The sequence below is a fragment of the Streptococcus ruminicola genome (assembly GCF_011387195.1).
GTDB classification, from domain to species: Bacteria; Bacillota; Bacilli; order Lactobacillales; family Streptococcaceae; genus Streptococcus; species Streptococcus ruminicola.
In genome coordinates this window covers 1340797-1360533 of sequence record NZ_CP046919.1, presented here as the reverse complement: position 1 = coordinate 1360533, position 19737 = coordinate 1340797, and the positions used below count along the sequence as shown (strand labels likewise).

Genomic DNA, 19737 nt, shown 5'->3' with positions numbered 1-19737 from the left:
TCTTTTTATTAACCTTCTTTAATTTTACCAGTCCAGTAATCAAAGCCATCTTTGAGGACGTAAAGATTTGTGTAACCAGCTTTTTTCAATGTTTTGATAACACGTGGAAGGGCAGCACTTCTACTACTGTCATATAAAAGAACTGGTTTGTCTTTACGAATAGCTGAGTAAGACAATTGAATTTGGCTAGCTGGGAGATTACGTGCTCCCATAATATGTTTTGTTTTGAAAGCTGCTGCTTCACGAACATCAATCAATTGACTTGTGTGAATCATGCTTTCAAATTCTGCATTATCAATGAATTTAGCTGAACGACGAACACTAATGTATGTCCATGCGAACCAACCAATGATAACGACTAAAGCAATTAGAAAAATCATCCAGTTCATTTTTGGCCTCTTAATCTACAAATTGGCTTGCAAGACTTGCAGCACCGATGATACCAGCATCGTTACCAAGTTCAGCGATTTTCACTTTAGTTGTTTTACGAACTTGTGGGAATGCGTAAGTAACGAAGTATTTTTCAACACGGCTACGCAAGAATTCACCTGCAGCTGATACACCACCACCGATAACAACTGAGTCTGGGTTCAAGATGTTTGCAATGTTAGCAGTTGCTTGTCCAAGGTAGAAACCAACTTTTTCAACAACTGAGTCAGCAAAGTGGTCACCAGCTTCAGCAGCTACGAAGATATCTTTACTTGTTACCACATCACCATTGTCGATAGCAGCTTTGATTTTTGAATCACCTTCGTATTCTTCTGCCAAGTGACGAGCTACACGAACAACACCTGTTGCTGAAGCAACTGTTTCAAGACATCCTTTGTTACCACATGTACATTCAAAACCATCAACTGGTTCAACGTTCATGTGACCAATTTCTCCACCAGCACCTGCAACACCGTGGATAAGGTTACCGTCAGCGATAACACCACCACCAACACCAGTTCCAAGTGTTACGAAAACAACATCAGGGTTGTTAGCACCAGCACCTGTCCAACGTTCACCAAGAGCAGCTACGTTAGCATCGTTGTCGATAGCAAATGGAATACCAAGTTCGCGTTCGATAACTGAACCAACTTCTTCAGTGTGAGCCCAGTTCAAGTTGAAGGCACCTGTAACAGTTTTGTTTTCACGGTCAACAGCACCTGGTGAACCCATACCGATACCTGCAAAATCATCTTTTGTCAAACCGTAAAGGTTCAAACGGTGTTTGATTGATTCAACAATATCAGGAACGATGTGTTTTCCATCCTCAAGTGTATTTGTATCGATTGCCCATTTTTCTTGAACTTCACCTTCAAGAGTTAGGATACCGAATTTAATCGTTGTTCCACCTAGGTCAATCCCTAAAAGTTTTTTAGTCATTATTTTCTTTCTCCATTTCTAAACGGTGCTCGCGACGCAAAATTAATTCTGCATTCAGGTAGTCAGCCTTGTCAATCAACCCATTTTCATACAATTTCTCAAGTTCAAGTTTCATGACTTCTATATCATAAAGACGTTTACCGATATAGACAAAAATGCCGAACCGTTTCAACAGTTGCTGCACGTCAAATAAAGTTTTCATACAAAGCATTTTATCAAAAATAAGACTCTTTTTCAATAGGATATGCAATCGTTTTCTTTATTTTTACGTTTTCATTTGTTTTCATGAAAAAATAGTGGACCTTTCGGCCCACTATCACGTTTTTTCTTAATTATTTAAGTCCTGGAGCTTGTCCGCGTTCGGCTTGAAGCATCCAAATTGTTTTTTCAGCATCAGATTTTGCTGCTGTGAAGATGTCATTTGATGGGGCATCTCCTTCTTCGTCAGTCACATCAAGACCAACTTGGTAAAGAGCTGTAAGGTAAGTGTAAACTTCAACCAAACGAGCAAGATTTTCGTCCATTGTCTTATCGAATGAACCAGCAGTTTCTTCTAATTTAGAGTTTTCATCGAATTCTTTAAGTGTAGAGAATGGTGCGCCTCCGATTGTAATCAAACGTTCGCTGATTTCATCCAAGTTAGCGTTAAGTCCGTCCATCAATTCATCCATTTTTGGGTGAAGGTAGAAGAATCCAGCACCACGCATGTACCAGTGGATTTGGTGAACGATTGAAGCAGCTTTTGAAAGATCTGCTACTGCTTGATTAAGCACAGCCTTTGTTTTAGCGTTTTTTGTATTTTGTGAAATGTTATGTGTTACAGATGCGTAAATAGTTTCAGTCATTGTTTGAGTCATAAGCGACCTCCTCTAAAAAATAAAATCAATGGTTTTAGGAAATATTTCCTTTTCTTTATAGTTCTATTTTAGAATAATTCTAAATAAGTAGCAAGTAATATGCTCACAAATTTTAAAAAATTTTTTTCGAATAATAAGGTATGGACACTTTGTTATTCTTTTTTCTTGGAGCATCGCTTGCTTCATTTATCGGATTAGTTGTTGATCGTTTTCCGAAGGAATCTATTTTATTTCCTGCTAGTCATTGTAATACCTGTGGCAAACCGCTGAGACCGCTGGACATGATTCCAGTTTTTTCTCAGATTTTTAACCGTTCTCGCTGCCATTTTTGTAAAAGTAAAATTCCTTTATGGTATGGCATTTTTGAATTTGTCTGTGGGCTCGCAACTGCTCTTTATTACCACGATATCATAGCTCCATCTAGTCTCTTTATTTTCTTCTTTAGCATGACACTTAGTTTATATGATTTAAAAAACCAGTCCTTTCCCCTATTAATCTGGTTACTACCCAGTGCTTTTTTACTCCTTTTTCTTCCTCTTAATACGGTAAGTATTATTCTTCTTTTACTTGGGATCATAGCTGAGCTTTTTGACATAAAAATCGGTAGCGGTGATTTTTTCTACCTAGCCAGTTTGAGTCTTTTTCTTGATTTGGAGAACATTTTATGGATTGTTGAACTGGGTTCTTTGGTAGGAATTCTGTATTGCCTTTTTGATAAAAACAAACGCATTCCCTTTGTTCCTTTTCTATTTTTAGGCTATCTTTTAGTTATAATTTTTAAGTGCGCTTAATTTTTTTATTAAATATAGTTAAAAATACTTTATTTTTAAAATTCTTCTGCTATAATAGGCCTTGAATAAGAGTTTTAGAAAAGAGGGCTGCCTTTGGAAACTACTGTCAATTCTCAAAAATCACTTAGCGAGGTCAATCAAAGTATTGCTGTTCCAAAAAATGCCTCATTTTGGCAAACACTTCGAGCTTTTATCGGACCAGGAGCTTTAGTGGCTGTTGGTTATATGGATCCAGGTAACTGGATTACTAGTGTTGTTGGTGGAGCTACTTATAAATATCTACTTTTATCAGTTGTTTTAATCTCATCTTTAATTGCTATGCAATTGCAGCAGATGGCAGGAAAACTAGGTATTGTGACTCAAAAGGATTTAGCGCAAGCAACTGCTGCTCATTTGCCAAAAAAGTTACGTTACTTTTTATTTGTTGTCATTGAATTAGCCTTGATGGCGACTGATTTGGCAGAAGTTATTGGATCTGGGATTGCGCTCCATTTACTATTTGGATGGCCGTTGCTATTTTCCATTTTAATAACTATCTTAGATGTTTTTATTCTCTTATCCTTGATGAAGCTTGGCTTTCGTAAAATTGAAGCTCTGGTTTCAACCTTGATTGCAACGATTTTGATTATCTTCTTATATCTAGTCTTGTTATCAAAACCAAGTTTCTCAGGTATTTTACATGGCTATATTCCTCAGCCGTCTATCATAGATTTGCATCAAAGTGGTGTTAATAGTAAATTGACACTTGCTTTAGGGATTATTGGTGCAACCGTAATGCCACATAATCTCTATCTTCACTCATCTATTTCACAAACACGTAAAGTTGATTATTCCAGTCAATCTTCTATTAAACAAGCGGTTCGTTTTATGACTTGGGATTCTAATATTCAACTAACAGTTGCTTTTGTGGTGAACTCACTTCTTCTTATCTTGGGAGCATCACTCTTTTATGGACACGCAAATGACATTAACGCTTTTTCACAAATGTATGATGCCCTTCAAGATTCAAACATTGCAGGTACAGTTGCTAGCGCTGCTTTATCAACCTTATTTGCTGTCGCCTTATTAGCTAGCGGGCAGAATTCTACCATCACAGGAACCCTAACGGGGCAAATCGTTATGGAAGGTTTCTTAAAACTGAGATTACCTCAATGGTTAATCCGACTAGTCACGCGCTTAGTTGCCTTAGCTCCAGTCTTGATTATCGCACTTCTTTACGGTAGTCAAGAAAGTGTCCTTGATCAATTAATTGTTTACTCGCAAGTCTTCCTATCTCTTGCACTTCCTTTCTCTATTTTCCCTTTGGTGTATTTCACATCAAATCGCAAGATTATGGGAGACTTCGTCAATAGCAAATGGAATTCTATTTTAGGCTACTTAGTAGCAATCATTTTAACTGTCTTAAACTTAAAATTAATTATTGATTTGTTTTAAACCCCAAAAAACCACTCATTGAGTGGTTTTCTTTTATTTTTGATAATTTGAGCCATATGTTACAAATGCTGCGACGTCATCTGCTTTACCTTCGTGTAAATCTCGAACAATTTTAGTTCCGACAATGACGCCATCTGACACCTTATTAAAACGCTCGATATCAGCTTTTGTTGACACTCCAAATCCTGTTAATACTGGAATGTCAGCAACAGCTTCAAGATTTGCCAAATGTTTATCCAAATCATCTCGGTAATTACCAGTTTTACCTGTAACACCGTTGATAGCAACCGCATAGATGAAACCTTCAGCATTTTGACACAAAGTCTTTTGGCGTTCGATGCCAGTAGTCAAGCTAACCAGTGGAACAAGGGCAATATCTGTATTATCAAGGTATGGCTTGATAAGATTTTCATGCTCATGTGGCAAGTCAGGAATAATCAAACCTTTAACAGAGGTATTGGCCAAATCTTTAACAAATTTTTCAATGCCGTATTGGTAAACAGGATTGATGTAAGTCATAATGACCAAAGGCACTTCGACTGTTTGTTCTTGTAATTTTTCAACAATCGCAGTCAAATTAACGCCTTTAGCAAGACTTCGTTGACCAGCTAATTCAATAACTGGGCCATCAGCGACGGGATCAGACCATGGAATCCCTACTTCAATGGCAGAAGCTCCGCTATTTTCCAAAAAAGTAATGGTATCAAATAAACCGTCTAAAGCTTTGTCATGGTCACCTGCCATAATGTAAGGAACAAAAATTCCTTTGCCGCTAGCTTTAATCTCTTGAAGATGTTTTGTAAGTGTCTTAGTCATCGTTTACTTCCCTTCTGCTTCCAAACGTTCTTTTACTTGAACAACATCCTTATCTCCGCGTCCTGATAGACAAACGATAATTGATTTGTCTGGCCCAAGCTCCTTAGCAACTTTTTGGGTAAGCGCAACAGCGTGACTTGATTCAAGCGCTGGGATAATCCCTTCAAGTCGCGACAAAAGCATGAAAGCTTCAAGTGCTTCATCGTCTGTAATCGAATCATATGTTGCACGTCCAATATCTTTGAAGTGACAGTGTTCAGGACCAACCCCAGGATAATCAAGACCAGCTGAAATAGAGAATGCTTCCATAATTTGTCCATGGCGGTCTTGGAGAACATTCATCAAAGCTCCATGCAAAATGCCTGGACGACCTTTGGCAAAAGTTGCTGCGTGCTCTTCAGTATCAAGACCATGTCCTGCTGCTTCAGCACCGTAAAGTGCGACAGATTCATCTTCGACAAATGGATAAAAAAGACCAATTGCATTTGAGCCGCCACCGATACATGCTAGAACCGCATCAGGTAGCTTTCCACCAGAAATTTCAGCATATTGTTTTTTGGCTTCTTTACCAATAACTGATTGAAAGTCACGTACGATTTCAGGAAATGGTGCAGGTCCAAGTGCTGACCCCATAATATAGTGAGTATCTTCGATATTTGCTACCCACGCGCGAAGAGCTGCATTAACAGCGTCTTTCAAAACACGTGAACCATCTGTGACAGCGTGTACTTTAGCACCGAGCAGCTCCATACGAAAAACATTGAGGGCTTGACGTTTGACATCTTCTTCACCCATGTAAATAGTACATTCCATGTCAAAAAGTGCAGCTGCTGTAGCTGTTGCCACACCGTGTTGACCAGCACCAGTTTCGGCAATGATTTTCTTTTTACCCATGCGTTTTGCAAGGAGAACTTGACCAAGGGCGTTGTTGATTTTGTGAGCACCAGTGTGGTTAAGGTCTTCACGTTTAAGGTAAATCTTAGCACCACCGATATGCTTAGTTAAGCGCTCTGCATAATATAGCGGTGTTTCACGACCAACATAATTTTTAAGCAATTCATCGAGTTCTTCTTGAAAGCTTGGGTCAGCTTTTGCTTTGCGATAAGCTTTATCAAGTTCAATAACTGCAGTCATCAGCGTTTCAGGGACAAACTGTCCACCGAATTTTCCATAAAATCCATTAATATCTGGTTGGTTATAGCTCATTTTTTCACACTTTCTATAAATCTCATAATCTTCAATAAATCTTTTTTACCATCCGTCTCAACACCAGAAGAAACATCAACAGCGTAGGGTCGAAAGAAAGTTATAGCTTGTCCGACATTATCGACACTCAATCCACCTGCTAAAAAATATGGCTTCGCTATTTTTTTATCCTTTAGCAGCTCCCAATCAAATGTCTTTCCGGAACCAGCTAGGGGGGCGTCAAATAATAGAAAATCCGCTTTAGTGTGAATTTCTTCCAGTGTTTTTTGGACAGGAATGGCACGAATACTTGGAACTCCAATTTTTTCAAAGTCCTCATCAGCAAATTCTCCATGAATTTGCACCAAATCAAGAGGTACTTGGCTAATAGCTTCTTGAAGTTCCAAGAGAGTCGGACTTACAAAAACACCCACTTTTTGGACAGTTTCTGGAATCAACTGAGCTAAATGGCTAGCTTGTTTTATGCCGACTTGACGTTTACTTTTGGCAAAGACGAAACCAATATAATCAGCTCCGCTTTTAACCGCTTGTTCAACAGCTTCTTTGGTTGAAAGTCCGCAAATTTTAACCTTTGTCAATTTGCAACTCCTTCACTTTCTCGGCTACATTTTCAGCAGTCATTAAAGCCGTACCAACTAAAATACCATTGAAAAATGGAGCAACGAGCTCAGCATCTTCTTTAGTAAAAATAGCTGACTCTGAAATATAAACTGGACCTTCTTTAAAATATGTTGATAGCTCCAAGCTTGTATTGATATCCGTTTCAAAGGTCACCAAGTTACGATTGTTAACTCCGATAATCTTAGCACCAATGCGATGAGCCACTTCCAACTCTGCTAAGTTATGCGTTTCAAGCAAAACTTCTAGGCCAAGGCCAGTTGCGAAATCGTAAAGTTCTTTTAAACGCGTCTCAGAAAGAGCTGCCACAATCAGTAAAATAACAGTTGCTCCTGCATTTCGACTACGAATAATCTGTTTTTCATCGATGATAAAATCTTTTGCCAAGGTTGGAATTTTTACTTGATTTGAAATCTGACGAAGATAATCAATGTCCCCCTTGAAAAAGAAAGGGTCTGTCAAAACAGAAATCATCACAGCACCGCTATCTTGGTAAATTTTGGCTTGCTTAACAATATCAACTTCGAGATTAATGTCACCAAGACTGGGACTGGCTTTTTTTACCTCAGCGATAATTTGCAGCTTATTCGCATTATTTTTAAGGTAATCGTAGAGCTTATAAGTCTCGCGAAGAGGTTGCAGTGGCTCAAGTTCTAGAGAGGCAACTTCTTTTTCTTTTTGCTTTAAAATGGTTGGTAAAAATTCTTTACTCATACTTGTACCTCTTGCAATTGGTGTAGTTTAGCAAGAGCAGAACCATCCGCGATTAATTGACGAGCAAGGTCAATCCCTTCTGCTAGACTATCAACTTTACCGTTAGCATAAAAGCCAAGACCAGCATTTAGCACGGTTGTTTCAAGATAAGGGCTAGCCTGATTTTCAAGAACGCTGACTAAAATATCTGCATTTTGCTTAGCATCTCCGCCAACAATGTCATCTAACTCAACTCTTGGCATACCAAGGTCTTTGTAAGTAAAGCTGTGTTGAGTGATTTGACCGTCTTCTAACAATGTATAAGTATTTTTGCCGTAAAGCGCTGCTTCATCCATGTTATTTGGACCTGTGACAATAATGGCACGTTTGCGTCCGAGTTTTTGCATGACTTGCGCTGCTGTTTCTTGGAGGTCTGCCCGATACAAGCCCATCAACTGCGTTTCAAGGTCAAGCGGATTTGCCAAAGGACCAACGATATTCATAATAGTTGGAATCCCAAGTGTTTTACGTGCGGGACCAATAAAACGCATGGCTGGGTGCATGGTTTGCGCAAAGATAAAAGCAAGTCCAACTTCATCAAGAGCTTTTGATAATGTTGCTGGTGAAGCAGCAATATTAATGCCCAAAGCTTCAAGAACATCAGCAGAACCTGATTTTGATGACACCGAACGATTACCACCTTTGGCAATACGAATACCACCTGCTGCTAAAATAAAGCAAGCTGTTGTTGAAATGTTAAAGCTATAAGACTGGTCACCTCCTGTTCCGCAGTTACACATAGCATCCCCAAAATCCTGTGGTAAATCGACAGCGTGACTCTTAAGAGCTCGTACAATACCAGTAATCTCAGAAGGTGTTTCACCTTTCACTTTGAGTCCCATCAAAAAGGCAGCAATCTCACTTTCTGAAATCGAGTTATTTAAGATACTATCAAATAAACTTTCAACTTGTTCTTCTGATAAATCTTCCTTATTTGCAATTTGGTTAAAGAGTTCTTTCATTGTCCATCCCTCGCTTTACTTTTCAACAACTAATCGTACAAAGTTTTCAATCATTTTAAGCCCATCTGGTGACCCAATACTTTCTGGGTGAAATTGAAGGCCATAAATCGGTAACTGTTTATGCTGGATAGCCATGATTTCTTGATCATCAGTCGTTTTTGCAGTTACCTCAAAATCATCTGGCATGTCTGTCACCACAATTGAGTGATAACGCATAATTGGCATATTTTTGGCAAGCCCAGCAAAAATAGGTGATTGGCTGAGAACATCAATATCACTTTGCTTGCCGTGCATGACATTTTTAGCTAAACCAAGCTTGCCACCAAAACTTTCAGCAATCGCTTGATGCCCCAGACAAATTCCTAGCATTGGCTTTTTACCAGCAAAAGTTTGAATCACCTCTTCCATTTTTCCAGCGTCAGCCGGCCAACCTGGACCCGGTGATAAAACAATAGCAGATGCTTCTTTGGCTGCTTTTTCTAATGCGTCAGCATCATTTCGCAAGACCTTAACTTCGGCAAAAGTCCCAAGGTATTGCGCTAGGTTATAGGTAAAAGAATCGTAATTATCAATTAATAAAATCATTTGCTATCCCCTATCCGTGTCATGCCTTTGGCTTTATTGATGGTTTCGTAAAATTCGTTTTCTGGTACACTGTCGTAAACAATACCTGCTCCTGCTTGAACATAAGCTTTTTGATTTTTGAGAATCATCGTGCGAATGGCAATGGCAAAATCCATATCTCCAGTTGCCGAAAGATAACCAATTGCACCAGCGTAGACGCCGCGTTTTTCACGTTCTAATTCATAGATACGTTTCATCGCACGAATTTTTGGTGCGCCAGAGACTGTACCAGCTGGCAATGTTGTTTTCAAAGCATCAATACTCTGCACATCTGCTAGCAACTGCCCCTTCACCACGCTGGTTAAATGCATGACATAGCGGAAATATTCTACTTCCATGTACTTAGTTACCTTGACCGTACCATTTTGAGAAATTCTTCCAATATCATTTCGTCCTAAATCAACTAACATACGATGTTCAGCTGTTTCTTTGATATCAGCTTGCAAGTCTTTGGCTAGCGCAGCATCTTCAGCTTCATCACAACCTCTTGGACGAGTTCCTGCAATTGGATTCGTTGTCACTTCACCATTTTTCACAGAAACCAAACTTTCAGGACTTGCGCCAATAATCTGATAGTCACCAAAATCATAGAAATAAAGATAATTTGATGGATTAGTCACGCGCAAATTACGATAATAATCAAGTGGATCACCAGCAAATGGGCTTGAAAAACGTTGACTCAACACACATTGGAACATATCCCCTTGTCGAATCAATTGTTTGGCTGTATCAACCATGCTTTCAAATTTTTCTTTTTCAATGTGGTGTTTAAACTCAAGAGAATGCAATTCCTGTGGTGAAAATTCGTTTGGCGCTTGCGTCTGCAAATCTTTCACTACCTTACCAAGTGCTTGGCGCGTTGCATCATTATCACGTTTACTGTAAATATTATCTTCTACCACGTAGACTTTTTCAGTCTTGTGGTCAAAAATTAGATAAGACTCGTAAACAAAGAAATGCATATCCGGCGTTCCAATAGTATCTTCTGGAATCTCACCAATATTTTCATAAAGCCCAATCATGTCATAACCGACAAAACCAATTGCGCCGCCACCAAATGGCAAATCACTACTAGCTCCTTTGACTGTTACTTGATTGAGGTAGTCAAGCGGGTCACCAGCAATAACTTGACCATTTTCTGTCAGTTGACCATTTTCATATTTGATTTCAAAGACCGGGTTGTAAGCCACAATTGAAAAACGAGCGTTCTCTTTTTCTCGTGGAATTGATTCAAGAATAACCTTATGCTCGCCCTGAACTCGCATATAAGCAAGAATAGGTGTTAAGGTATCAGCAGTTAGAATTTTTCGCATGTCATGTCCTCTCTACATGAAGTTTTAATTGTATTTTTTGTAAATTCTAGTCGCTGATTTGCCAGCCTTTATCTCTTCTTTTCATGATTTCCTCCCTTTTTAAACAAAAAATCCCCACACAGAAAAAACCTTCTGTGTGAGGGCGTCTAATGATAGCGCGGTGCCACCTCAATTTAACGGAAATATATACTCCGTCATCTCTATCTCCTCTAACAAGGAGCTGCACGATAAGGGGTGCCTACCCTGAGACTTACCACTGACAACTAGTGTTTATCTCACTTGTATCTTGAAATCTTTTTCACTTCCACTTAATTCACTAAACAAAAAACCTCACACAGAAAAAACTTCTGTGCGAGGACGTCTAATGTATAGCGCGGTGCCACCTCAACTTAACGGAAATACTATAATCCGCCATCTCTATCTCCTCTAACAAGGAGCTGCACGATAAGGGGTGCCTACCTGAAAAATATTTCTTATCTTCAACAATATACCATCAGCCCAATTTCACAACCACCTGCTACTCGTTCACAGTAACCACGAGCTCCCTGTAAGCAAATCCTTGCTACTTTCTGATTGGTTACCATTATAAACACCTGATTTTGACTTGTCAAGCGTTTTTTTATGAATTTTCTAAAAATTCAACATTTTTCATTGTTTTGTTGATTTAATTAAAAAATCTCTAAGTTTTTCCTAGCAAGAACGCTAAGTCAAACTCAGAGATTTAGAATTTATTCAAGGGTTAAAGTAATTTCTTTTGTTTCAGGGGATAAGAGTCCTTCTAAATGGGTGATTAATCGAATCAACCAAGCAAAAGCAAGTAAGAAGGCACTCAATTCAAAAGCTGTTAAAGATAAGTAATGAATACCCTGAAAGGCGATTTCTAATCCAACCAACATGCCACCAATAGCATAAGACATAATCAAGAAATCTCGCGTTACTTCTGGCAAAAGCCATTTAACACTGATAATTAAGGCAATGATAATCAAAACCAGATACCCTGCTACTCTGGTATGCAAGAGATGTGAGCTAGCGTCATTCGGGAAAAAGCCAACTGCTCCCAAATCAATCCCTAAGATGGTCAACATGATACGTATAGCTCTTAATTTCCAGTTTTTACCATATTTTTCACCTAAAGCGACAAACAAGTAATCCACCAAAGCAACCAAAACCAAGGCTGACAAAATCAAAGTCAGATTAAATTGCCAACTTTCCTTAGCAGCTTGTGTTCCCAAAAAGCTTAAGTTGAAATGCCACCACTGCAAAGATCGATTCGTCGCCATTGCGACAAAGACACCACTGACCATAATCACTGTAAAAACGGTTGTCAACCAAGTCGCCCTAATCATCTCTGCTATTTGCCCCCAAAAAAGACTGACCGCATAGATTGATGCACCTAAAATCAAACTCGAAGTTAACTTGTCAAAAGAAGCACCCGTGAAAATCTGCTCCAGCAGCCAGCCAAAGCCGAGAAGAGCTAACAGTAAAATCACTGCAAACGAGGCAACAATAACAGGAAGCATGCGCCAAAAAACTCGCGCTTTGATGCCACCAAGAAAGACTGTCCGGTTGCGAATGAGCGTTGTTGTAAAAATGGTCATTCCAAGTATCCCACCAAAACCAATCAAGAAGGTAATAATAGAATAATCCCCAACTAACAAAATCTGATCCATCTTCTCAATAGAACTCACTGCATAAAATAAGACACATAAAATGACAGTTGATAAAATTAAAACCCAGCTTGATAAACGTCCTTGTTTTGGTTTTCCCTCTTTTTGAAGAACCAATTTATCATTGTATAATTCAGCTTTTAATTGCTGCCCTTTACTCAGATTTAACTGATCGACAACTGCCTGATCTAGCACAATACTTAATTTTTTATTTTCCATACCTTCATTATATTATGCTAATGACTACTTGTAAAACAGGAACTGTAAACAAAATGTCAAAAATCAGAAATCGTTTTTTAATTGAGGAAAATAAAAAAGAACCCATTTGACCGAGTTCTAATTTACTTTATAACCAACCTTTGTCTTTAGCAATTCTAGCCGCCTCAACACGATTATTGGCTGATAATTTATTAAAAATTGATGATGTGTAATTTCTCACCGTTCCATTTGAAAGATAAAGGGTATCAGCAATATCTTGATTCGATTTTCCAAGTGAAATCAATTGTAAAATACGCTTTTCTTGAGGACTCAACGGATTATCCTGGCTTATCATAGATTCCATCAATTCCGGTGAATACTCTTTTTTGCCTGCAAGCACTGTGTGGATTGTTGACATCAACTCAGAAGTTGAACGGTCTTTCAACACATAAGCATCAACACCTGCCTTTACTGCACGTTCAAAGTAACCAACTCGTTTAAAGGTAGTCACAATAATCACTTTCAAATCCTTATGCTCTCGAATCCATTCTAAAACATCAAGTCCTGATTTTTTAGGCATTTCAACATCAAGAATCGCTACATCTATTGAGTTAGTTTTGACTAGTTCAATAGCCTCTTCACCGTCCCCAGCCTGCAAAACGTCGTCAACATCATCTTCCATAAGCAACAGCTGACACAAAGCATCTCGCAGCATGGATTGATCTTCAGCAACTAATAATTTCATCCTATTTCTCCTTTAATCCCAATTCAACTTGGATAAGTGTCGGTTGAGCTTGTGACAGAATCTGAATTTTTCCCTCAACTAAGAGAAGTCTGTCACGAATAGATTGGAGTTCATTCCCTGTTAATTTTCCAAAACCAACACCATTGTCTTCTACTCTGACAAATACCTTATCTTCTTTTTCAAATAAATGAAAACGGCATTGATTAGCCTGACTATGCTTAATGACGTTATTGCTTAGTTCTCGCAAAATCATGCACAAAGTCGATTGCAAGACAGGCGCCATCGCTTCTAAATTCAAATCATTTTGCAGCTGATAATCAATCTCCGTCATAGCAAAGAAATGCTCCAACTGCTCAATCTCTTCTTCAAGTGTTCTAAACTTGAGATTATTGATGATATTTCTAACATCATGCATCGAAGAGCGGCTAGCTTGGTTTAATTCTTCTAATTGCTTTTTGACAAGGTCGTATTTTCCTTTCTCTAATTGCTTAAGTGCTAACTCTGTTTTTAAAGTCATGGCAGCAAAAACATGTCCCAAAGTATCATGCAAATCACGGCCAATACGGTTTCGCTCATTTTCAGCTAGTAACAAATTAATGGTACGATTCTTTTCCATGATAGCTTTTTCTTGTGCTTCATTTTTTCGAGCATTCATCCAGTGAAATAAAATGGCATAATTCACAACAGGAACAAGAAAAATCATCACACGAGTCGTTATATCTTCTGTCAAAGTCATTCCTACAAACATCATGAAAAGCATGGCTAAATCGTAGGAAATAAAACGAAATGAGCGATAATCATCTTGAAATTGAAAAACAAGCAAACTATTAAAATAAAAAGTAAACCACATCATGCCACCATCAACACAAAGTGTCATGTAGATAATATAAGATAGCATGAGTAACCAGCAAGAATTGGTTAAGGGATTTTCTTCAAAATTGACAAGAAAAAGGTAGCCAAGCAAAAAAGCCGCTGTTATCCCCAGAGTCCAAACTGGATAACCTAAAAAGAAAACACCCAAAATAGGAAAAGCTAAGAAAGCTAAGGGCATATAAAATAAGGGATGAACATTCCTAATCCTTTTCAACATCATTTAACCTCAGTTTTATTCTTAATCATAAGCGCTAACGCTGCTATTATTATGGCATAGCCAAGCACGATAATCAAGGACTGCCAATTTAATTGAGCATTTTTAGCGAAGTCTGTCACCAAGGTATTCACATGATAAATCGGTGTTACTTTGGATAACTTTTGCATCCAATCTGGAAAGGTCTCGATTGGCATCCAAGAACCACCGATAATAGCCAATCCAAAAAAGGCAATATCACCGACAATTGTCATTAACTGTTGTGATTTCATTTGCGAAATTAACAAACCAAAAGCTAGAAATAGCAAACTTGACAATAACAATAAGGCTGCTGAACCCAACCAGCGGCTAAGCGACATTGTCACCCCACGAAAAATCGCACCAAATAAAAACGTTGCTAAAATAGACAATAAAAAGCAAACCAAAACTCGAATCACTTTTGATAGATAATACTGCCAAATTGAAACCGAAGAATGTTCAATATAAGTCATCCAATAGCTAGTCTTATCTTCCACAAGCATAGCTGGAAATGAGAAGAAGCCAAAGCTTGACATTGAAAATGCTGTCATGGTTAACATATAACTCATCACCAGCACCTTCTGCTCTTTTAAATCTGGAGAGAGTTCCATCCCAGAAAAGAACAAGAAAAGGAAAACCGGCATTCCAATAGATAATACAAAAGTTATCCAAGTACGTTTCGTTTTAATCCATTCAACTTTTAATAAAGCAATCATTTTTCATTCTCCTGTGTTTGGTCAAATAATGTATTTAATAAGGTTTTATTTTGAATTTCAATATCAGAAATCTGGCAACCTTGTTTCTGTAATTTCTGCCAGACACTATCAATCTCTTTTGTCATAAAAGTAACTGAGTCATTCTTTACTTTAATGCTATAACTATTTGCTAGACCGTTAACAAATGATAAAAATGTTTTTGGCAAGGTAACTTGTTTTTCATGTGCAGCTTCTCTCATAGCAAATGGAGTCGTATCACGTAGCAACTTTCCACGATGTAAAACTAAAATGCGCTCAGCCGTGTGTTCGACTTCTTCGATATAATGACTTGAGTAGATAATGGTCACGCCTTTTCCCTTTAACGATTGGATAATTTGCCAAAAATGTTGTCTCGTTGAAGTATCCATTGCTGCTGTTGGTTCGTCTAAGAAAAGAATTTTGGGTTGGCTAATAAGGCACAAAGTAAAAGCCAACAAGCGCTTTTGACCACCCGATAATTTCTCAGTTAGCTGATTTTTTTGTTCCTTGCTAAATTGCAAAATGTAATCAATCTCTTTATCAGTTAAAGGGGTCTTGCTAATCGCTTTAAAAAATGCAATTAATTCACATACTCTCAATTTTTCTGGCAAGCGATTTTCTTGTGGTAAAACAGCTACTGAATCTTTTAATTGCTGACTATTTGGGGCTAAACCATTGATGACAATCTTTCCTTTACTAATTTTCAAATCTCCTAACAAGCATGACATCAAAGTGGTTTTCCCGGCACCATTTGGGCCAATCAGAGCCACACAATCTCCGTCAGCCACTTCAAATGAGATGTCCTGTAAAATAGTTTTTCCTTTAATGGTCTTTGAGATATTTTCAACCGTAATCATTTCATAAGCTCCATTTTTCTCTTTATTTGATGATTTTATTTTAGAAAAAAATAGCTGAGCTTTTTAGCTTATAATGTCATGACATTACATGACTTTTGTCATGTTTTTGGCAACAAAAAACCAATCTGCTCTTGAGCAAATTGGTTATCAGTTTAATTTTCCATCATACCTGCTTGCAGTTGATACATACGATGGTAAGTTCCTTTCAAACTTAGCAATTCATCATGAGTTCCTGACTCAATAATCTTACCTTTGTCTAGGACATAGATACAGTCAGCATCTTGAATGGTTGATAAGCGGTGAGCAATGGCAATGGTTGTACGGCCTTGACGCATTTTCTTCAAAGACTCTTGAACAGTGTTTTCCGTTTCTGAATCAATGTTTGCTGTCGCTTCATCCAAAATTAAAATCTTCGGCTGACTAGCTACGGTTCTTGCAAATGCCAAAAGTTGACGTTGACCTGTTGAAAAACTTGAACCACGTTCTGTCACTTTTGTCTCATATTTATCAGGTAATTTTTGAATGAACTGATCAGCATCCACAAAGGCTGCGGCAGCTTGAACAGCATCTTCAGAAATATCCTGATACATTTTAATATTAGATTTCACAGTACCATGATACAAGAATGGTTCTTGCAGTACCAAACCAACATTTTTATGCAAAGCTTTTTTAGAATAATCACGAATATCTTTACCATCCAGTAAAACTTGACCTGATTGGAACTCGTAAAACCTCATAAAGACATTAATAATTGATGACTTTCCTGATCCAGTCGATCCTACAAAGGCAATCGTCTCACCTTGATTAACCTTAAAGGAAATATTGTCTAAAATCCGGCGTTTTCCATCATAAGAAAAACTCACATTTTTAAACTCAATATTGCCATCTTGCACAAAATCTAACACACCATTTTGTTCAGGTTCATATTGCTGTTCATCAATCAAATCAAACACCCGTCCAGCTGAAACCATTGAGGTTTGCAAAGTTGAAAAATTCTGAGTCACTTCAATCAAAGGATCAAAAAGACGATTAACGTATTGGATAAAGGCATACATCAAACCAGCAGAAATACCAATTTCCATTCCACGAAAACCAAAATATGCCATTAAAATAGCATATGCTAATAACTTCAGAAGTGACATAGCAGGGCGCAAGAAAAGACTATCTAATGCCATCGAACGATTAGCATAAAACACATGCTCTTCATTGATAGCTTCAAATTCATCTTTCAAACGCTCTTCTTGACTAAAGGATTGAATAATTCGGATCCCTTCGATGCTCTCAGACAATTTACTGTTAATATCTGACAACAATCCACGTGTTTTTTCAATCACACTTACCGATTTTTTGCGATAAAGATTAACCAAAACAAAGATAAATGGTAAGAAAATCACAACCCAAGCTGTCAATGTCGCATTCAATTTCAACATGGTTAACAGAGTTACTGAAAAGATAAAAATAGCCGAAATAAAGCTTGATAAAAGGCCTGAAAACATATCACTAATAGCTTCAGTATCATTTGTAATACGAGAGACAATAGAACCCGCAGGAGTTTTGTCAAAGTAAGCCATACCGAGTTTTTCCATGTTTGCAAAGGCATCTCTTCGAATATCTCTAACAATGCTATAAGACACACGCGCAAAGAAGAAATTTCCAAAATACTGGATAAGCGTCTGCAAGACATACATGAGGTAATAACCAACTAAAATCAGCATAGCAGTCTGATTCATATCCATCAAAAAATGATCAATAAAGTAAGAAGCAATCAGTGGAATCAGACTCTTAACAACCGTTGTTAGTAGTAAAAGACCTAGAGCTAAGGCGGTTAAGAATTTATAAGGTTTGAGATAGCTCATGAGGCGCTTAAATACACGCCACTGATTTGCATTATTCTTCATCACTATCTCCTTCCATTTCTAATTGCTGAGCTTCATAAGTATCTGCATACCAGCCACCTTGCTTAATAAGATCCTCATGACGCCCTCGTTCAATGATATGCCCATCTTGCAAGACTAAGATTAAATCAGCATGAACCACCGCACTCAAACGATGTGCTGTGATAATTGTCGATTTATGTTGACGAGTTTGCTTAAGATTCTCAATAATAGCATGTTCTGTCTTAGCATCTACTGCTGACAAAGAATCGTCCAAAATCAAAATTTCAGGATTTAAAATCATAGCTCGACTCATCGCAATCCTTTGTTTTTGCCCACCAGAAAGACTCACACCCTTCTCACCAATCAAGGTCTTAAACCCATCTGGCATGGCTACGATGTCATCATAAACTCGAGATAACTTCGTTGCTGCTTCAACCTTTTCTAAAGAGGCATCGGGATTTCCAAAACGAATATTTTCTAAAATACTAGTGGCAAATAAAAATTGATCCTGTGGGACATAACCAATCAAACGGCGTAAATCAGATAACTTGTAATCCTTGATATTGTTGCCATCAAGCATAATCCGACCATCAGTCAAATCATATTCACGTAACAACAAACGAATCAAGGTAGTCTTACCAGAACCGGTCTGCCCAACTAATCCCAGCGTTTGCCCCTGTTCTAGAGCAAAATGAATATCTGATAACGTCTCCTCATTTTCATAATAAAACGAATCAATATCATAAACCAAAGTACCATTCTGAATAGTCTGCAAAGGCTGATTACTTTCTTGGACATCAGATGTTTCTTTCAAAAGACGATTAATACGATTATAAGAGACAGAACCGCGTTGAATCATATTAAAAAGAAAACCAATTGCCATTAAGGGCCAAACTAGCATATCTAAGTAAGTGATAAAGGTTACTAAATTACCAACCGTCACTTGACCGGCTGATACCATAAAAGCTCCCATCAACAATGACAAAACATAACTTGCCCCGATAAATAAAAGCACTAAAGGATCAAACATGACATCATATTTCATGGTTTTCATGTTCTTAACAAAAGTCATGTCATTGATTTCTTGAAAAGACTGAAGTTCATCTTCTTGATACCCAAATGACTTGGTTACTTTGATACCTGACACGGACTCCTGAACCTTATTATTTAATTCTGAAAAGGCAGCTTGAGATTTTCCAAACGCTTGGTGAGTCTTTCGTCCTAAACGACTTGTTGCATATGCCATAAATGGCAAAGGAATCACCGCTACCAAGGTCATTTGCCAAGAAATACTAAAAGCCATTGTCACCAAAGTCACAAAAGCCGTAATTGTCGCATCTACTGCTGACATAACTCCAGCGCCTGCTAAACGTGTCAGCGCATTAATATCATTGGTAGCATGCGCCATCAAATCACCCGTACGATGTTTTTGATAAAAACTAGGTGACATTTTTGTAAAATGATCAAATAAGCGAAAACGCATAATCTGACCAAGACGATACGACGTTCCCAAGATATACATTCGCCAAATATAACGTAAAAAATACATAGCAAAAGCTGATAAAACCAACAAGAATAAGCTCATCAGCAATTGCCCTTGTGTTAACTCACCAGATGTCACTCGATCAATAACTCCGCCCATAACTTTTGGAGGGACAAGGTTTAAAATTGCCACCAAAATAAGAGCAAGAATTCCAATAATATACCGTTTTTTCTCCAGCCTAAAAAACCACCAGAGATCCTTTATAATTTTCATTAAAACCTGCTTTCTAGCTGATATTATACACCCTTGAGTAGACTCTAAGTCAAGTT

Annotated in this window: 20 protein-coding genes; 2 read left to right on the top strand and 18 right to left on the bottom strand. The window is 37.9% G+C overall.

All coding sequences use genetic code 11. The annotated features are described in order from the left end of the window. Nucleotides 1-8: 8 nt before the first annotated feature. From GPZ88_RS07050 to GPZ88_RS07035, 4 genes are all read right to left on the bottom strand, one after another. A complete protein-coding gene (locus tag GPZ88_RS07050) occupies nt 9-389 on the bottom strand; it encodes a rhodanese-like domain-containing protein (protein WP_039697291.1) in 381 nt (126 codons plus the stop codon). 10 nt (nt 390-399) lie between these two features. Beyond that, on the bottom strand, nt 400-1368 hold the full coding sequence (locus GPZ88_RS07045) for an ROK family glucokinase (protein ID WP_039697292.1): 969 nt from the start codon (nt 1366-1368) through the stop codon (nt 400-402). Then, complete coding sequence (locus GPZ88_RS07040) at nt 1361-1570, bottom strand: YqgQ family protein (RefSeq protein ID WP_006531568.1); 210 nt, start codon at nt 1568-1570, stop codon at nt 1361-1363. The genes GPZ88_RS07045 and GPZ88_RS07040 overlap by 8 nt, the downstream gene beginning before the upstream one ends. 130 nt (nt 1571-1700) lie before the next feature. Then, the gene (locus tag GPZ88_RS07035) at nt 1701-2225 is read right to left on the bottom strand and encodes a Dps family protein (RefSeq protein WP_074559453.1); all 525 of its coding nucleotides are present in this window, start codon (nt 2223-2225) and stop codon (nt 1701-1703) included. A 140-nt stretch (nt 2226-2365) separates the two neighbouring features. On the opposite strand from GPZ88_RS07035, the gene GPZ88_RS07030 reads away from it, so the two are divergent. Both GPZ88_RS07030 and GPZ88_RS07025 read left to right on the top strand, forming a co-directional pair. Next, nucleotides 2366-3016 carry a prepilin peptidase gene (locus GPZ88_RS07030; RefSeq protein WP_158913302.1) on the top strand — a complete coding sequence of 217 codons (651 nt, stop codon included), beginning with the start codon at nt 2366-2368 and terminating at the stop codon, nt 3014-3016. 93 nt (nt 3017-3109) lie between these two features. Next, nucleotides 3110-4450, top strand: coding sequence for an Nramp family divalent metal transporter (locus GPZ88_RS07025; protein ID WP_039697295.1), 1341 nt, complete (start codon nt 3110-3112; stop codon nt 4448-4450). 33 nt (nt 4451-4483) lie between these two features. Here the strand turns inward: GPZ88_RS07025 and trpA are convergent, their stop codons facing one another. The 14 genes from trpA to GPZ88_RS06955 form a co-directional block, all read right to left on the bottom strand. Further along, nucleotides 4484-5266, bottom strand: a complete 783-nt coding sequence (gene trpA / locus GPZ88_RS07020; RefSeq protein WP_158913300.1) for a tryptophan synthase subunit alpha — start codon at nt 5264-5266, stop codon at nt 4484-4486. A 3-nt stretch (nt 5267-5269) separates the two neighbouring features. Next, on the bottom strand, nt 5270-6472 hold the full coding sequence (gene trpB, locus GPZ88_RS07015; RefSeq protein WP_158913298.1) for a tryptophan synthase subunit beta: 1203 nt from the start codon (nt 6470-6472) through the stop codon (nt 5270-5272). Continuing rightward, on the bottom strand, nt 6469-7050 hold the full coding sequence (locus GPZ88_RS07010) for a phosphoribosylanthranilate isomerase (protein WP_158913296.1): 582 nt from the start codon (nt 7048-7050) through the stop codon (nt 6469-6471). Before GPZ88_RS07010 ends, trpB begins: the two co-directional genes overlap by 4 nt. Next, complete coding sequence (gene trpC, locus GPZ88_RS07005) at nt 7037-7804, bottom strand: indole-3-glycerol phosphate synthase TrpC (RefSeq protein ID WP_093815202.1); 768 nt, start codon at nt 7802-7804, stop codon at nt 7037-7039. The genes GPZ88_RS07010 and trpC overlap by 14 nt, the downstream gene beginning before the upstream one ends. Continuing rightward, complete coding sequence (gene trpD, locus GPZ88_RS07000) at nt 7801-8805, bottom strand: anthranilate phosphoribosyltransferase (protein ID WP_074799245.1); 1005 nt, start codon at nt 8803-8805, stop codon at nt 7801-7803. The genes trpC and trpD overlap by 4 nt, the downstream gene beginning before the upstream one ends. A 15-nt stretch (nt 8806-8820) precedes the next feature. Beyond that, a complete protein-coding gene (locus GPZ88_RS06995) occupies nt 8821-9390 on the bottom strand; it encodes an aminodeoxychorismate/anthranilate synthase component II (protein ID WP_074563244.1) in 570 nt (189 codons plus the stop codon). Continuing rightward, nucleotides 9387-10742 (bottom strand): anthranilate synthase component I, encoded by a 1356-nt coding sequence (gene trpE, locus GPZ88_RS06990; RefSeq protein ID WP_166043819.1) that lies wholly within the window; start codon nt 10740-10742, stop codon nt 9387-9389. Before trpE ends, GPZ88_RS06995 begins: the two co-directional genes overlap by 4 nt. Nucleotides 10743-11470: 728 nt before the next feature. Beyond that, nucleotides 11471-12628, bottom strand: a complete 1158-nt coding sequence (locus tag GPZ88_RS06985) for a permease (RefSeq protein ID WP_074481841.1) — start codon at nt 12626-12628, stop codon at nt 11471-11473. A 127-nt stretch (nt 12629-12755) separates the two neighbouring features. Next, nucleotides 12756-13352 (bottom strand): response regulator transcription factor, encoded by a 597-nt coding sequence (locus GPZ88_RS06980; RefSeq protein ID WP_074481840.1) that lies wholly within the window; start codon nt 13350-13352, stop codon nt 12756-12758. Nucleotide 13353: 1 nt separating this feature from the next. After that, the gene (locus GPZ88_RS06975) at nt 13354-14445 is read right to left on the bottom strand and encodes a sensor histidine kinase (RefSeq protein ID WP_206282129.1); all 1092 of its coding nucleotides are present in this window, start codon (nt 14443-14445) and stop codon (nt 13354-13356) included. After that, entirely contained in the window at nt 14442-15173 is a 732-nt protein-coding gene (locus GPZ88_RS06970; protein ID WP_166043817.1) for an ABC transporter permease, read from the bottom strand. The genes GPZ88_RS06975 and GPZ88_RS06970 overlap by 4 nt, the downstream gene beginning before the upstream one ends. After that, nucleotides 15170-16048 (bottom strand): ABC transporter ATP-binding protein, encoded by an 879-nt coding sequence (locus tag GPZ88_RS06965; protein WP_166043815.1) that lies wholly within the window; start codon nt 16046-16048, stop codon nt 15170-15172. The genes GPZ88_RS06970 and GPZ88_RS06965 overlap by 4 nt, the downstream gene beginning before the upstream one ends. Before the next feature lie 152 nt (nt 16049-16200). Beyond that, entirely contained in the window at nt 16201-17946 is a 1746-nt protein-coding gene (locus GPZ88_RS06960) for an ABC transporter ATP-binding protein (protein WP_158913288.1), read from the bottom strand. After that, nucleotides 17936-19681, bottom strand: a complete 1746-nt coding sequence (locus GPZ88_RS06955) for an ABC transporter ATP-binding protein (RefSeq protein ID WP_166043813.1) — start codon at nt 19679-19681, stop codon at nt 17936-17938. The genes GPZ88_RS06960 and GPZ88_RS06955 overlap by 11 nt, the downstream gene beginning before the upstream one ends. Between the last annotated feature and the right edge of the window lie 56 nt (nt 19682-19737).